12 protein-coding genes are annotated in these 15,524 nt (G+C 39.9%); 10 read left to right on the forward strand and 2 right to left on the reverse strand.

Features of this window, described 5'->3' with window-relative positions:
• Positions 1–35 precede the first annotated feature (35 nt).
• The 5 genes from PQ477_RS15050 (at position 36) to PQ477_RS15070 (ending at position 8,588) form a co-directional block, all read left to right on the forward strand.
• On the forward strand, positions 36–1,775 hold the full coding sequence (locus PQ477_RS15050) for a phospho-sugar mutase (RefSeq protein WP_144558677.1): 1,740 nt from the start codon (positions 36–38) through the stop codon (positions 1,773–1,775).
• A gap of 102 nt (positions 1,776–1,877) precedes the next feature.
• Positions 1,878–3,269: a SpoVR family protein gene (locus tag PQ477_RS15055; protein ID WP_432813878.1), complete on the forward strand. Its 1,392-nt coding sequence runs from the start codon at positions 1,878–1,880 to the stop codon at positions 3,267–3,269.
• A 369-nt stretch (positions 3,270–3,638) separates the two neighbouring features.
• Entirely contained in the window at positions 3,639–5,387 is a 1,749-nt protein-coding gene (locus tag PQ477_RS15060) for an ABC transporter ATP-binding protein (protein ID WP_035395251.1), read from the forward strand.
• 14 nt (positions 5,388–5,401) lie between these two features.
• On the forward strand, positions 5,402–7,216 hold the full coding sequence (locus PQ477_RS15065) for an ABC transporter ATP-binding protein (protein WP_144560443.1): 1,815 nt from the start codon (positions 5,402–5,404) through the stop codon (positions 7,214–7,216).
• A 163-nt stretch (positions 7,217–7,379) separates the two neighbouring features.
• Positions 7,380–8,588, forward strand: coding sequence for an aminotransferase-like domain-containing protein (locus PQ477_RS15070; protein ID WP_035395249.1), 1,209 nt, complete (start codon positions 7,380–7,382; stop codon positions 8,586–8,588).
• Positions 8,589–8,603: 15 nt separating this feature from the next.
• Here the strand turns inward: PQ477_RS15070 and htpX are convergent, their stop codons facing one another.
• Both htpX and PQ477_RS15080 read right to left on the reverse strand, forming a co-directional pair.
• A complete protein-coding gene (gene htpX / locus PQ477_RS15075; RefSeq protein WP_035395247.1) occupies positions 8,604–9,479 on the reverse strand; it encodes a zinc metalloprotease HtpX in 876 nt (291 codons plus the stop codon).
• Positions 9,480–9,493: 14 nt separating this feature from the next.
• Entirely contained in the window at positions 9,494–10,045 is a 552-nt protein-coding gene (locus PQ477_RS15080) for a LemA family protein (RefSeq protein WP_432813879.1), read from the reverse strand.
• A gap of 265 nt (positions 10,046–10,310) precedes the next feature.
• On the opposite strand from PQ477_RS15080, the gene PQ477_RS15085 reads away from it, so the two are divergent.
• Genes PQ477_RS15085 through PQ477_RS15105 form a run of 5 tightly spaced genes read left to right on the forward strand, consistent with a single transcriptional unit; the run spans position 10,311 to position 15,360 of the window.
• The gene (locus tag PQ477_RS15085; protein ID WP_144558678.1) at positions 10,311–11,453 is read left to right on the forward strand and encodes an acyl-CoA dehydrogenase family protein; all 1,143 of its coding nucleotides are present in this window, start codon (positions 10,311–10,313) and stop codon (positions 11,451–11,453) included.
• A 17-nt stretch (positions 11,454–11,470) separates the two neighbouring features.
• On the forward strand, positions 11,471–12,838 hold the full coding sequence (locus tag PQ477_RS15090) for an ATP-binding protein (protein WP_274272381.1): 1,368 nt from the start codon (positions 11,471–11,473) through the stop codon (positions 12,836–12,838).
• A complete protein-coding gene (locus tag PQ477_RS15095; protein WP_144558680.1) occupies positions 12,835–13,047 on the forward strand; it encodes an acetyl-CoA carboxylase biotin carboxyl carrier protein subunit in 213 nt (70 codons plus the stop codon). Before PQ477_RS15090 ends, PQ477_RS15095 begins: the two co-directional genes overlap by 4 nt.
• On the forward strand, positions 13,034–13,819 hold the full coding sequence (locus PQ477_RS15100; RefSeq protein ID WP_285892567.1) for an enoyl-CoA hydratase: 786 nt from the start codon (positions 13,034–13,036) through the stop codon (positions 13,817–13,819). The genes PQ477_RS15095 and PQ477_RS15100 overlap by 14 nt, the downstream gene beginning before the upstream one ends.
• Positions 13,820–13,830: 11 nt before the next feature.
• Positions 13,831–15,360, forward strand: a complete 1,530-nt coding sequence (locus PQ477_RS15105) for an acyl-CoA carboxylase subunit beta (RefSeq protein ID WP_274272383.1) — start codon at positions 13,831–13,833, stop codon at positions 15,358–15,360.
• Positions 15,361–15,524: the final 164 nt, after the last annotated feature.

The raw sequence follows: 15,524 nt of genomic DNA on the forward strand, positions 1-15,524 counted from the left end.
TAACGTAAAATGCTAGATTTTTTGGAGGAGAACAAATGAATTATCAAAAGTTAGCTAAGAAGTGGAACGATTATTCAGCGTTAGAGCCAGATGTGCGAGAAGAATTAACGGAATTACTACAAGATGAGAAGGCGTTAGAAGACGCTTTTTATACAACATTAGCATTTGGCACAGGAGGGATGAGAGGGCTAATTGGTCCAGGTCCTAATCGAATGAACACTTACACTGTAAGAAAAGCCGCAAGAGGCCTGGCTTCCTTTATCGCTAAACGTGGAGAGGGTGCGAAAGCAAGAGGAGTCGTCATTGCATTTGATTCGCGACATAAATCTGCTAAGTTTGCTCATGAAGCCGCATTAACATTAGGAGCACAAGGAATCAAAGCTTATGTCTTTCATGACTTACGACCAACACCTGAGTTATCCTTTGCGGTTCGGCATTTACAAGCTGAGGCAGGTATTGTCATTACAGCGTCACATAACCCGCCAGAGTACAATGGTTTTAAAGTGTATGGCTCAGATGGTGGACAATTCCCTCCAGCTCTAGCAGATGAGTTAGTGGATTGTGTAAATGAAATAGAAGACGAACTAGGTATTGCGGTAGGCGATGAAAATCAATTAAAAGCTACTCAACTGTATGAAATCATCTCTGCAGACATTGATGACGCTTATAATGAAGAATTAAAAAGCATCTTGCTTCAAAAGGATTTGATTAAAGAGGCAGGAGATCAGTTGAAAATAGTCTTTACACCACTACATGGAACAGCAAATATTCCCGTTAGACGAGTTCTAGAAGATGTTGGGTTTAGCCAAGTAAGCGTAGTAAAAGAGCAAGAGCTGCCGGATCCTAATTTTTCAACCGTATCGTCTCCTAACCCAGAAGAGCATGCGGCGTTTAAAGAAGCGATTCGTTATGGGGATGCAGAAGGCGCGGATATTTTACTCGCTACAGATCCAGATGCCGATCGAGTCGGTCTCGCTGTGAAAAATGATGCAGATGATTATGTGGTGCTTACCGGTAATCAAACCGGCGCATTAATGCTTGATTACTTAATTTCGATAAAAGATGCCGGAGGGACGCTCCCGGATAATGGAATTGTTTTAAAAACGATTGTTACATCTGAGATTGGACGAGCTATTGCCGAACGGTATCAATTAACGTCTTTAGATACATTAACAGGATTTAAGTTTATTGGCGAAAAAATTGGAGAATATGAACGTACAGGTGACTATCAGTTTCTCTTTGGGTATGAAGAAAGTTACGGCTATTTAATTGGAGATTTTGTACGTGATAAAGATGCTGTACAGGCTTGTCTTTTTGCGGCTGAGCTAGCCCTTCATTACAAACAAAAAGGGTTAACCGTATATGAAGCACTTCAACAAGTGTTTGAGAAGTACGGTTTCTACAGAGAAGGACTTGAATCGTTAACCCTCAAAGGCAAAGAAGGCGTAGAAAAAATAGCAGCGATTATGACGAGCTTACGTGAGAATCCTCCAGAGAGCATGGCAGGCTTGTCTATTAACAAAATAGAGGATTATGAGACAGGACTCAGTATTTCACCAGAAAGTCAAAAAACAACACCAATTGATCTTCCGTCGTCAAATGTCTTGAAATACTTCCTTGAACAAGATGCGTGGTTCTGCGTACGACCATCAGGTACAGAGCCGAAAGTGAAGTTTTATTTTGGTGTGAAAGGTGAATCATTAGAAGACAGCGAGCAAAAACTTCAACAGTTAAAAGATGCTGTTATGGCGTATATCCACCAGTATACTGCTTAATAAATAGAAGACCTATCAAGCACTTTGCGACCGCAAAGTGCTTTTTTGTTTCATTTTCTAAGTTCGTACTTCATAGAATGAGTGAAAAGAGGAGGGACGATTGTGTCAACTAATTGGAGTGAATTAGAGCGATCAATTGCTGAAATAACAGAAATTGCAACGGGTTTTGGGTTAGATTTTTATGAAATGAGATATGAAATCTGTCCAGCAGATATTATTTATACATTCGGTGCTTATGGAATGCCGACTCGCTATAATCATTGGTCCTATGGTAAACAGTATCACCGAATGAAGCTACAATATGATCTTGGCTTAAGCAAGATTTATGAACTAGTGATTAACTCAGACCCTTGCTATGCTTTTCTACTCGATAGCAACACATTAATTCAAAATAAGTTGATTGTCGCCCACGTATTGGCACACTGCGATTTCTTTAAGAACAATATCCGATTCTCAAATACTAGAAAAGACATGGTTGAAAGTATGAGTGCCACAGCGGAACGAATTGCGAGATACGAGCATGCGTATGGGAAAGGAGCCGTTGAAGATTTTCTTGATGCGGTGCTTGCAATTCAAGAACATGTGGATCCAACACTTGTAAAACCACAAAAGAAAGACAGCGAACCAGCCAATTTAAAGAAAGCTACTGATTATGATGATTTGTGGGCTCTTGATGAAAAAGAGGAAAAGGTAGTAAAGCCAGTAAAAAAAACATTCCCGCAGCATCCAGAAAAAGATATGCTATTATTCATTGAAGAAAACAGTCGTCATTTGGAGTCATGGCAGCGAGATATTTTAACGATGATGAGAGAGGAAATGCTTTATTTTTGGCCACAGCTTGAAACGAAAATTATGAACGAAGGCTGGGCTTCATATTGGCACGCGAAAATATTAAGAGAAATGGATCTTACAAGTGACGAAGTCATTGAATTTGCTAAATTAAATGCAGGAGTCGTACAGCCGTCACAGACATCGATTAATCCATACTATCTGGGCATTAAACTATTTGAAGATATTGAACGTCGGTATGATCATCCAACCGAAGAAATGGTTCGACTTCAAGGCATTAAAAAAGGTAGTGGAAGAGAGAAAATCTTCGAAGTAAGAGAAATTGAATCAGACACTTCATTTTTAAGAAATTATTTGACGAGGGAATTTGTTGAAGAAGAAGATCTATACTTATTTCAGAAGCAAGGTAGCGACTATAAAATCACTGAAAAAGCATGGGAGGGTGTTCGTGATCAGCTAACGCAATCAAGGGTAAACGGCGGTTTCCCTTATCTTGTAGTCACAGATGGTGATTACTTGAAAAATGGTGAGCTATACATTAAGCATGCGTTTGAAGGAACTGAATTGGATGTTAGTTATTTAGAAAAAGTGGTTCCCTATGTGTATCAGTTATGGGGAAGAACGGTTCATTTAGAGACGAGTGTAAATGGGAAGATGGTTACCTTTATTTACGATGGAAACAAAGTTCATCGAAAGTATATGTAAGGGTCAGTACAAAAGCGTATTCGGCGACGATTCTGTAATGAATGCGTCTGTCAAAAGCGCTTTTTTCTTTTAGTTTCTTTCATTCAATAGGGGGAACTTGTCGGGAGGCGTTCAAAAAAACATATGTAACCGTTTAGTAATCCTTTTTTAGGAACGAAAAGCTTAACAACAGGGAAGAAGCAGAGTGTAGTTTATTACCGCATTCCCTGAAAACGAGAGCGTCATCTTTAAGTGAAAATCCAGTTAAAAAATTTTCAAAAAAAAGCGTCAAATTGATTGACGCCTTATTGTTTTCAGAGTAAGATAAATTTTGTGACTAAAAATGTATTTCGTTAGTCTAAGGATTAAGGTGTAAAGAGGTGATTTGTTATGGAAACGTTTAGACGTTTAGCGAAGTATTACTTACCCGATAAGCGGTATTTTATTTGGTCTCTAATTGCATTGGTGTTTGTTACAGCCATCACCGTTATTTATCCAGTATTTTTACAAATTGCCATTGATGTAGGGATTACAGGTGGAGAGTATGGAATTATTCCTTATCTGGCCATTGGGTTAATAGGAATTATGGCTATAAAAGGTGTAGCCACATACGTAAACCAATATTTTGGGGATCTTTTCGGTGTTCGATCGGTTTATAGGCTACGAAAAGATTTATACAAAAAGTTGCAATATCTCCCTTTCCGCTACTATGACAATGCTAAAACAGGTGACTTAATGTCGCGGCTGACAGCAGATGTAGAAGCATTTCGCTTTTTCCTTTCTTTTGGTTTTGCCCAATTAGTTAACTTCGTCTTACTTGTTGGATTTGCTATGGTTGTCATGTTTTATTATTCCGTTCCCCTTACCTTAGTAACAATGGTTACACTCCCATTTCTAGCAGTTGCTGTTTACAAATTTGATCAGCGTGTTCATCCTGGCTTTCGTAAAGTCCGTCGTTCCCTTGCGCGGTTAAACACGAAAGTACAAGAGAATGTTAGTGGTATGCATACAGTTAAAGCGCTATCACAAGAGACAACGGAGAAAAATCGTTTTGGTTATACAAATGAAGACTATCGCACAAAAAACATTGCCATATCAAATGTATGGAGTACATATTTCCCGCTAATGGAGTTTATCGGCAACGTTTCTGCTGTTCTCCTTTTAGGTTTCGGAGGATATTTGGCAGTTCAACAACAGCTAACAGCTGGAGAGTTAACCGCATTCTTTAGTCTCGTTTGGTTTATTATTGGACCAATAATGAACCTAGGATTTGTGATTAACCAATTTTCTCAGTCAAAAGCTTCTGGAGAACGATTGCTAGAAATTTTAGATGAAAAAGAGCGTTATAATGGACCGGAAAAAACGAAGCCTTATGCAAAATTAAAAGGAGAGGTTCGTTTTGAAAACGTTAGTTTGCGCTATCATAATAAGGCTAAAAATGCGCTTACCGATTTAACTTTTAATGTGCCTCAAGGTTCAACCATTGGTTTGGTTGGTTCAACTGGTTCAGGAAAATCAAGTATTATTCAACTATTGATGCGCTTTTATGAAAAAACGTCCGGAGATTTACTAATTGACGGAAAACCGATTGAAGAGTACGACGTGAAGGAATTACGTCAAAACGTAGGAATTGTCTTACAACAAACCTTTCTTTTTTCATCGTCCATTCGCGATAATCTTGCTTATGGGAATCCTGATGCCTCTATGGAAGATATTATTGCGGCAGCAAAACGAGCTGATGCCCATGAATTTATAGAACAGCTACCTGAAGGGTACGACACAATCTTAGGAGAAAGAGGACTAGGGTTGTCAGGAGGACAAAAGCAACGAATTGCAATTGCCCGGGCAATGATTATGAATCCAAGCATTTTAATTATGGACGATTCAACAAGTGCAGTCGATATGCAGACAGAAGGAAAGATTCAAAAAGCAATGCGGGAAATTATGAAGGGACGAACAACGTTTATCATTGCGCACCGAATTTCTTCCGTCAAGCATTGTGACCAAATTTTTGTGCTTAATGAAGGAGAAATAGAAGAACGCGGTACACATGAGGAGCTACTCCAAGAACATGGAATTTACCGCAGAATTTACGACATTCAAAACCAAGATCAACATTATGTACTTCAACAGGCTTAAGGAAGTGGTGTATGATGGAAGAAGTGAGAAAAAAAACGCGTTTTCATTATCCTGTTGAACAAATTATTGAAAAACCGTTTAACTGGAAACAAATGGTGCGGTTGTTTAATTTCTTAAAGCCGTACGCAAAAACGCTTTTACCAAAAACGATACTAATGATGCTTTTCGCTACTGCTGTTCGTTTAGCAATTCCCATTTTCATTGGTGTATTTGCAGTTGGACAGCTAGAGCAAGGTGTGGCAACAACTCAAGATATGCTCATTTACGCGACGATTGTGCTCGGTCTTTATGCCGTTTCATACATTGCCAACTACTTTAGAATACGCTGGATGAACCAGCTTGGGCAATTTGTCATATTTGATATTCGAAAGAAATTGTTTGATCATATTCAGCATTTATCTCATCGCTTTTTTGATAAGCGATCAGCGGGTTCAATTCTCGTCCGTGTTATTAACGATGTGAACTCGTTGCAAGATTTATTTACAAATGGTGTTATTAACTTGTTAATGGATATCGTTATGCTTCTTGGAATTGTGGCGATTTTGTTTTACTTGAGTCCGGAACTTGCCGTTGTGATTTTAATTATCTTGCCCATTATGTTCTTTATCTCAACAAAGTTAAGAAGAAAAATCCGTCGAGCTTGGCAAACCGTTCGTTTGCGCCAGTCCCGGCTCAATTCTCACTTAAATGAGAGCATTCAAGGTATTCGCGTTACTCAAGCGTATGCGCAAGAACATGAGAACATGGACTTCTTTGATGATGTAAACACTCAGAATTATGAAAGCTGGCGCGAAGCAACGAAGCAAAATGCCATGTTTCGTCCATTTGTAGAAATGGCCAGTGCCATTGGCGGTGCCATTCTTATATGGTACGGAGCGTTTCTCATTCAAAGTGATGGTAGCGGATTGACATTAGGGGTCTTTGTATCCTTTGCTTTTTACATTGGCATGTTTTGGGAACCAATCTCAAGGCTTGGTCAAGTGTATAATCAGCTACTTGTTGGAATGGCTTCAAGTGAGAGGATCTTTGAGTTCTTAGATGAAGAACCGAATGTAAAAAGTAAGAAAGACGCAAAACCGTTAACGGATGTAAAAGGAAAAATGGTCTTCAAAGACGTTGAGTTTTCATATGACGACAAGCGAATGGCATTAAAAGGGATAAACTTAACGTTTGAAGCGGGAACCACTATAGCGCTAGTAGGTCATACTGGATCAGGTAAATCAACGATAGTAAACCTAATGAGCCGTTTCTATGACCCAACAAAAGGTGAAGTACTGTTAGATGATGTGAATTTAAAAGATATAAAAGTTGATGATCTTCGTAGCCACGTTAGCTATGTGCTACAAGATACGTTTATCTTTGCAGGCACTATCATGGAAAACATTCGCTTTGGTAATCCTCATGCAAGTGACGAAGACGTTATTCACGCTGCTAAAGCAATCGGTGCAGATACGTTTATTAGTAAATTAGAAAAAGGCTATGCCACAGAAGTAGAAGAGCAAGGAAGCGTCCTGTCAGTAGGTGAGAGGCAGCTACTTTCTTTTGCTCGAGCACTACTTGCTGATCCAAAAATCCTCATTCTGGACGAGGCGACTGCCAGTATTGATACAGAAACTGAATTGAAAATTCAAGAAGGGTTAAAGACGCTTCTTGCTGGTCGAACAGCCATTATGATCGCCCATCGTTTATCGACGATACGAGATTCTGATAATATTATTGTGCTTGAACAAGGCAATGTGATGGAACAGGGCACACATATCGAATTAATGACAGAAAAAGGCCTTTATTATCATTTAGTGAAATCACAGTACGCCGCTATTAAAGAATAAATAGGAGGGTCGTAGGAATGCTAGAGATGGTTCCTATGACCTTTTTACGTAAACCATAGAGGGTAACGTTATTTCCTTTTAAATTGATTGACTTTTTAGTTAAATGAGGTAGAATAGAAGCACTCTTTTATATAAAAAAAGAAATGGAATTGAGGGAGTAGAGATGAAATACGCATTCGCAAAACGAGTTCGACATTTGCAGTCATCAGTAGTAAGGGATATTTTGAAAATTGTTAATCAAGGAGATGTCATTTCATTTGCTGGAGGTCTACCAGATGATGGTCTGTTTCCCACACAAGCCATAAAGGACGCATTTACAAGTGCCTTTGAAAAAGGGAATAAAGCCTTTCAATATGGAGAAACAGAAGGATACCGTCCATTGCGAGAAGTGATCCTACAACGAATGGCTGTTAAGGGGATAAAAGGCTATTCGCCAGACGACGTCCTCGTTACAACGGGTTCGCAACAAGCCATTGATTTGCTCGCACGGGTCATGATTAGTCCTGGAGACGTTATTTTAACAGAAGAACCTACTTATCTAGCTGCTCTTCAAGTGTTCCAATCCTATGAAGCGCAAATTGTGTCAGTCCAGTGTGATGAAGATGGTATGGTAATGAGCGACTTAAATGAAAAAATTAAGCAATACAACCCGAAGATGGTTTATGTTGTCCCGACTTTTTCAAATCCATCAGGTCGTGTTTGGACATTAGCAAGAAGAAAAGAGTTAGTTCGCCTTATAAAAAAGCAACATGTACTTGTTTTTGAAGACGATCCATACGGTGATATACAGTTTACAAATGATTCATATACACCTATCGCTGCTCTCGATAACGGCTCTCACGTACTTTATACTAGTACATTTTCAAAAACGGCAGTTCCTGCTTTACGTACTGGTTGGATTGTGGGTCCGTATCAAATTGTACGAATGATGGCACAAGCAAAGCAAGCCAACGACTTACACTCAAACTCCTTGGCACACCAAGCTCTCTATGAATTGTGCCAAAATTTTGACCTTGATGGTCACATTCAGAGGATAAGTGAAGTGTACCGTACTCGTAAAGATGCAATGGTATACCATTTGCAGCAAGCAAGAAATGACGGATTACTACATTTTGTTGAGCCTAAAGGTGGAATGTTTTTATGGCTTGAACTTCAAGAACAAGTGAATGCCGAAGCGCTTCTTCCGAGAGCCGTTGAAAGAGGAATGGCCTATGTTCCAGGAGCGCCATTCTATGCACAGGATCCAAAAGCGAACACGTTAAGACTTAATTTTACCCATGCAACAGAAGATCAAATTGAAACGGGTATGAAAATTCTGGTTGAAATGCTTCAACAAGTAGATATGGAAAGAGCCCAATTAAAAAGTCGCTAAGCTTAGCGACTTTTTTTACATTTGTCTAAGTCTACGAACGCGTTCGTCAGCTGGTGGATGTGTAGAAAATAAGGAAGCGGCTTTTTTCTTTAGTGGATCTGCAAAGTAAAGTGAAGCTGTTGAACTTGATGCTTCTTCAACAGGTGTATGTGTATCTGTAATCCGTTCTAATGCTGTTGCAAGTGCTTCTGGATTTCTTGTTAGTTCCACTGCACTAGCGTCCGCTAAATATTCTCTGTTCCGTGAAATCGCTAGCTGCATGACAACTGCAATGATAGGCGCTAGTAAAACGAGAAGAAGAGCGATTATCATAATGAGAGGATGTTTATTATTGTTGTTTCGTCCTCCAGAAAAAATAAAAAACCGCATACCAATATCGCTAAGAATGGCAATAGCAGAAACAAGGGCAACTGCTATTGTAGAGAGACGGATATCATAATTTCGTATATGTGCAACTTCGTGAGCTAAAACACCTTCAATTTCTTCTCGATTCAAACGGTTCATCAAACCAGTTGTTACTGCTACAGCGCCTGATTTAGGCGATATTCCTGTTGCAAATGCATTAGGGCTCGGATCATCGATGATATAGATTCGAGGCATCGGAATTCGCGCAGCAATTGACAATCCCTCTACAGTGTGCCATAGAAAAGCTTGATCCGTTGATGAAGTAATTTCTCTAGCATGATTCATGCGCATAACAACATTTGTACTTGTTGTTATCATGAAGATGGTATAAACGGTAGCGATTACACCAGCAAAGATTGCCCCACTAATATAATCACCTGCCCTCACATACGTAACAGCTGAGCCAATACCAAGAACAATGACGATGAACAAGCAAACAAGAAAAACAGTATTTCGTTTATTACGAGCAATTTGCGTATAAAACAAGCGGCTCAACCTCCTTAAAACGTAACTTGAACAGGTTCTTTCTCTTCGTCAGGGATGTCAAGCATATCATTCCTAGTAAAGGAATGAGTAGAAGCAACAATGTTTTGTGGGAAAGATTCAATTTTTGTATTGTAGCGCATAACCATTGAGTTATAAGCTTGTCTTGCATAAGCAATTTTATTTTCTGTCCCGCTTAACTCTTCTTGTAGATGTAAAAATTGTTGATTGGCTTTTAAGTCAGGATAGGATTCACTCAAGGCAAATAGTTGACGTAAAAGACCGTTTAGCTCTGCATCCTCTTGCAATCGCTCGTTCCGACTTGCATTTGGTTCGGCAATGGTATTTCGCTTTTCAATAACTAAAGCTAATGTTTCTTTTTCATGTTTAGCGTAACCTTTTACCGTTTCAACTAGATTTGGAATTAAGTCATAGCGTCGTTTTAGTTGAACATCAATTTGTGCCCAAGATTCCTCTACCCAATTTCGGTGTTTAATTAGGGAGTTATAGCTTCCGGCCCACAAAAGTCCAATTACTACAACAATACCAATGAGAATAATGACAATCATAATGTTCCTCCTTCTTTCTTCTTCTTTATAGTTACGGATGTATACACATATAGGTTTCTATTTTTATTAAAACATACGACCACAAAATAATGGAAATTTAAAAAGATGGCATGAAAAGACCGAATAGCCATAAAGTAAAGAGAAATGATTTGACTTCCATATAAGAGTACGTTACGATTTTGATAGCGCTTACATTTTTAGATTTGTCTTTTTCGGTCTGATTCTGAACGACCGCTCATATTAACGGAGAAGAGGAGAGCACATAATGACTTTGACAAAAGATCAACTTATGATTCGGGATATGGTACGTCAGTTTGCACGAAAGGAAATTGCCCCATTAGCTGTTCAGCTTGATCAAGAGTCACGATTTGCAGATGACATCTTTAAAAAATTAGGAGAATTAGGTGTTTTAGGTATTCCATTTCCTGAAGAATATGGTGGCTCTGGAGGCGACACGGTCTCTTATGCATTAGCTGTTGAAGAAATCGGCTACGCTTGTGGTGGAACAGGGTTAAGTTATGCAGCGGCAGTTTCACTTGGTGCAAGTCCAATCTATTATTACGGTACAGAAGAACAAAAGCGACAGCATCTCACGCCTCTTGCAAAAGGACAGTCGCTTGGTGCCTTTGGGCTTACTGAGCCAAATGCAGGATCTGATGCTGGAGGAACCCAAACGAAAGCCCGTTTAGAGGGGGATGAATATGTTATTAACGGTGAAAAGTGTTGGATTACAAATGCTGAATATTCTCGAACCGTCATTGTTACGGCTGTTGTCGGTCAAAAAGAAAACGGCAAAAAAATGATTTCAGCGTTTATAGTTCCAACAGATACACCTGGTTTTAAAATTTCATCCAACTACGACAAGATGGGGGTTCGGGCTTCGAATACATGTGAGCTTGTTTTAGAAGATGTCCGTGTTCCAAAAGAAAATCTATTAGGTGATCCAGACAAAGGATTTAGTCAATTCTTATATACACTTGATGGAGGAAGAATCTCCATAGCGGCTCTTGCAGTAGGTATTGCACAAGCAGCTTTTGATCGTGCATTAGCGTATTCAAAAGAAAGAAAGCAGTTTGGTAAAGCAATAAGCTCGTTTCAAGCAATTCAGTTTAAGCTTGCGGATATGGCAATGGAAATTGAACTGGCAAGAAACATGGTGCATAAAGCCGCACAGCTAAAAGATAGTGGGAAAGCATTTGGAAAAGAAGCAGCATATGCTAAGCTCTTTGCCTCTGAAATGGCAACGCGTACATGTAACCAAGCACTGCAAATTCATGGTGGCTACGGCTATATGCGTGAATATGAGGTGGAACGAATGTTAAGAGACGCGAAGTTACTAGAAATTGGTGAAGGGACATCAGAAATTCAGCGTCTTGTTATCGCTAGACATTTAGGCTTAGGTAGATAAAGAAAGGAGCTCATTTCATGATTCAGTCCATTCTCATTGCAAACCGCGGCGAGATTGCTTCCCGTATTATCCGAACGTGCAAAAAAATGAACATTCGCACCGTGGCAATTTATTCAGAAGCGGATCGAGATGCAGAACATACAGTACTAGCTGATGAAGCGTATTTGGTTGGAGAATCGAGTGTAAAAGAAAGTTATTTAAATCAAGATCGAATCTTACTTATTGCGAGAGAAGCAAATGTTGACGCTATCCATCCTGGTTATGGGCTTTTATCAGAGCAAGCCATTTTTGCTGAGAAGTGCCGCGCGGATGGGTTTTGTTTTATTGGACCGGATGCATCTGTCATTTCCCTTATGGGGGATAAGCTGCAAGCTCGAAAAACGATGATGGAAGCAGGAGTGCCGGTTATTCCTGGAACAGATGCAGTGGAAACGATTGAAGATACATTGTTCGAAGCAAATCATATAGGTTATCCGGTTATGTTGAAGGCAGCATCAGGTGGAGGAGGTATTGGCATTACGATCTGCCGCAGTGATGACGATTGCCAAAAAGCGTTTGAAAAAAATAAGAAACAAGCTGCTTTATTTTTTGGAGACGGGGCGCTCTATATAGAAAAATATGTAGAAAATCCAAGACACATCGAGTTACAAGTATTAGCTGATGGAAAAGGTCATACACTTGTTTTTGGTGAGCGAGAGTGTTCCGTTCAAAGAAGACATCAGAAGATTATTGAGGAGGCACCATCGCCTTTTTTAACGGATGAGCGTCGTCAAGAAATGATCAATATGGCATTAAAAGCAGCTCAAGCGATTCAGTATCAAAATGCTGGGACTATCGAATGCCTTGTTGATGAAGACGGAATGTTCTATTTTTTAGAAATGAACACGAGGCTTCAAGTTGAACACCCGGTAACAGAAGAGATTTACAAGCTTGATTTAGTGGAATGGCAAATCCGAATCGCTTCAGGAGACACGTTGCCGTGGAAGCAGCATGAATTAAGGACAACAGGACACGCCATCGAAGCAAGAATCTATGCTGAAGACCCGGTACGCTTTTTTCCATCACCTGGGACTGTGAAAGAAATTGAACTGCCAGAAGCGCCGCACATTCGTCACGAATGTCCGATTAAAGCAGGTAGCGTCATTAGTCATTTTTATGATCCGATGATTGCGAAGCTCATTGTTCATGGAAAAGATCGTAATGATGCGATAGCAAAGCTTGAAAACGCATTAAATGACTATAAAGTGATCGGGATTAAAACGAATATCCCCGCGATAAAAGCGATTGTCGATCATCCTATTTTCAAACAAGGGGGAGCAACGACTGCTTTTATGGATACGTATAAAGACGAACTAACAAGACGAATTCAGGAGGTTAACCAATGAGTTATATTAAAGCATCTATGGCAGGAAACGTGTGGAAAGTAGTTGTGTCGGTTGGTGATCAAGTGGAACAAGGACAAGAAGTAGCCATTTTAGAGTCAATGAAAATGGAGATTCCAATTGAATCAGAGGTGGCAGGAACGGTGAAAGCCATTCTTAAACCAGAAGGTGAGTTTGTCAACGAGGGAGATTATTTAATTGAACTTGACTAACGAATTCTTGAAAAAAGAAGGAGCAGAAGTTGTTACGTTAACACTCGATCGACCACAAGCAGCGAACGCCTTATCGACGCAGCTGTTAAAAGAACTAAACGTTCAAGTCGAAGCATTACGGAACGATTCTCAAGCAAGGGTTGTCATTATACGTTCGGCTGGTGAAAAAGCTTTTTGTGCAGGTGCTGATTTAAAAGAACGTATTGCCATGACAGAAGAAGAAGTTCGTGAAGCTGTGAGGTTAATCGGGGATACTATTCAAGCAATATCCACACTACCTCAGCCAGTCATTGTCGCGGCAAATGGTCTAGCATTAGGAGGTGGATTGGAATTGGCCCTTGCGGCAGACTTACGGGTATTCTCAGAGAGTGCTCAATACGGTTTAACTGAAACATCTTTAGCAATCATTCCAGGTGCAGGAGGAACACAGCGCTTAACGCGTATGATTGGTGTCGGTAAAGCAAAAGAGTTAATTTATACAGCTAGACGTATAAGTGGTAAAGAGGCTGAACATATTGGGCTTTGTGAATACGCTGTCTCCTCTGCACAGGTGTATGAAAAAGCAGTTGAGCTGGCGACAGTTATTGCACAAAATGGTCCAGTGGCAATCCGGGCTGCAAAACAAGCCATAGATGTAGGTCTTGACTGCACAATGGAGGATGGATTAAAGGTTGAAAACAATGCGTATCAACAAACGATATATACGGAAGATCGAATGGAAGGATTAAACGCATTCAAAGAAAAAAGAAAACCCCGTTATCAAGGGCGCTAGAGGTGAAGGCTATGAGTATTGAAGAGCGATATAAAGAAAAAGTAGAGACGATTCACCAAGGTGGTCAAGAAAAATATCATCAGCAAAACGAAGCGAAAGGAAAACGCTTTGTACGGCAACGGCTTGCACTGTTATTTGATGATGGTTTAGAGACTGAAGATGGCATGTTTGCAAATTCAGAAGCAGAAGGTTTACCTGCTGATGGGGTTATTTGCGGAACCGGGAAAATAAACGGTAAAACTGTTTGTGTCATGGCGAATGATTCCACAGTAAAAGCTGGCTCATGGGGGGCGCGGACAGTTGAAAAAATCATTCGCATCCAAGAAACGGCTGAGAAATTAGCAGTACCAATGCTGTATTTAGTTGATTCAGCTGGAGCGCGTATTACTGATCAAATTGACATGTTTCCAGGTCGTAGAGGTGCGGGCCGAATTTTTCATAATCAAGTAAAGCTTTCTGGTAAAATTCCTCAAGTATGTATTCTCTTTGGCCCATCAGCCGCTGGTGGCGCTTATATTCCAGCGTTTTGTGATGTTGTCATTATGGTTGACGGAAATGCGTCCATGTATCTTGGCTCGCCTCGTATGGCGCAGATGGTTATCGGTGAGGATGTTTCCCTTGAAGAAATGGGTGGTGCATCTATGCATTGCCGTGTGTCTGGCTGTGGCGATATGCTTGCAAAAGATGAATTAGAAGCAATCGATTTAGCAAGAGAATATATTGGCTATGTCCCACAAAGTTATAAAGGTCGAGTACCTCTATCGGAGGCAATCCCGCCTAAAGATTTACCTAAAACAATTGAAGAGATCATTCCAGAAAATCAAAATGCGCCTTTTAATATGTACGATCTATTAGATCGACTGGTAGACGATAACAGCTTCTTTGAAATTAAAAAGCTCTTTGCACCTGAACTTATTACTGGATTTGCTCGTTTAAACGGAAGAACGATTGGCATTATAGCAAATCAACCTAAAGCAAAAGGCGGGGTATTATTTCACGATTCAGCAGATAAGGCAGCGAGGTTTATTACATTATGCGATGCCTATCACATCCCATTACTATTTCTGGCTGATATTCCTGGCTTTATGATTGGGACAAAAGTAGAACGTGCGGGTATCATTCGTCATGGTGCAAAAATGATTTCAGCGATGGCTGAAGCGACGGTTCCGAAAATTTCTGTAGTTGTTCGTAAAGCATATGGTGCTGGACTTTATGCGATGGCAGGACCTGCATTTGATCCCGATTGTTGCTTAGCTTTACCACAAGCACAAATTGCTGTTATGGGACCAGAAGCCGCTGTAAATGCAGTTTACGCAAATAAAATCGCAGCATTAGCTCCGGAAGAAAGAGCCGCATTTATTGCTGAAAAAAGAGAAGAATACAAAGAAAATATTGATGTGTATCGACTTGCTTCAGAATTAGTCATTGATGGGGTTGTTAATGGAAATGATTTACGCGAAGAGTTAACACGAAGGTTCGCTTTATATGAAACCAAAGAAGTAGTATTTACAGACCGCAAACACCCTGTATACCCCGTATAGTGCGATAACGTTTAAAAAGACTTAAGAAATTAAGTCTTTTTATTTGTCATTATGAGCCTGTGTAACTACATTTTATCGTTATAATTACTTCCTTTTATTTCCTTAAAAAATTTTTTTAATAAACATACATAGAAAACGAGAGACCGTGACATTCTATAGTTACA

It is taken from the genome of Shouchella hunanensis, from assembly GCF_028735875.1.
In the GTDB taxonomy this organism is placed as follows: Bacteria; Bacillota; Bacilli; order Bacillales; family Bacillaceae_D; genus Shouchella; species Shouchella hunanensis.

Excerpts from the sequence above, each read along its gene's own strand:
- PQ477_RS15065 (WP_144560443.1), top strand. The coding sequence starts at position 5,402 with ATGGAAGAAGTGAGAAAAAAAACGCGTTTTCATTATCCTGTTGAACAA.
- PQ477_RS15050 (WP_144558677.1), top strand. The coding sequence starts at position 36 with ATGAATTATCAAAAGTTAGCTAAGAAGTGGAACGATTATTCAGCGTTA.
- PQ477_RS15070 (WP_035395249.1), top strand. The coding sequence starts at position 7,380 with ATGAAATACGCATTCGCAAAACGAGTTCGACATTTGCAGTCATCAGTA.
- PQ477_RS15085 (WP_144558678.1), top strand. The coding sequence starts at position 10,311 with ATGACTTTGACAAAAGATCAACTTATGATTCGGGATATGGTACGTCAG.
- PQ477_RS15090 (WP_274272381.1), top strand. The coding sequence starts at position 11,471 with ATGATTCAGTCCATTCTCATTGCAAACCGCGGCGAGATTGCTTCCCGT.
- PQ477_RS15105 (WP_274272383.1), top strand. The coding sequence starts at position 13,831 with ATGAGTATTGAAGAGCGATATAAAGAAAAAGTAGAGACGATTCACCAA.
- PQ477_RS15080 (WP_432813879.1), bottom strand. The coding sequence starts at position 10,045 with ATGATTGTCATTATTCTCATTGGTATTGTTGTAGTAATTGGACTTTTG.
- PQ477_RS15060 (WP_035395251.1), top strand. The coding sequence starts at position 3,639 with ATGGAAACGTTTAGACGTTTAGCGAAGTATTACTTACCCGATAAGCGG.
- PQ477_RS15095 (WP_144558680.1), top strand. The coding sequence starts at position 12,835 with ATGAGTTATATTAAAGCATCTATGGCAGGAAACGTGTGGAAAGTAGTT.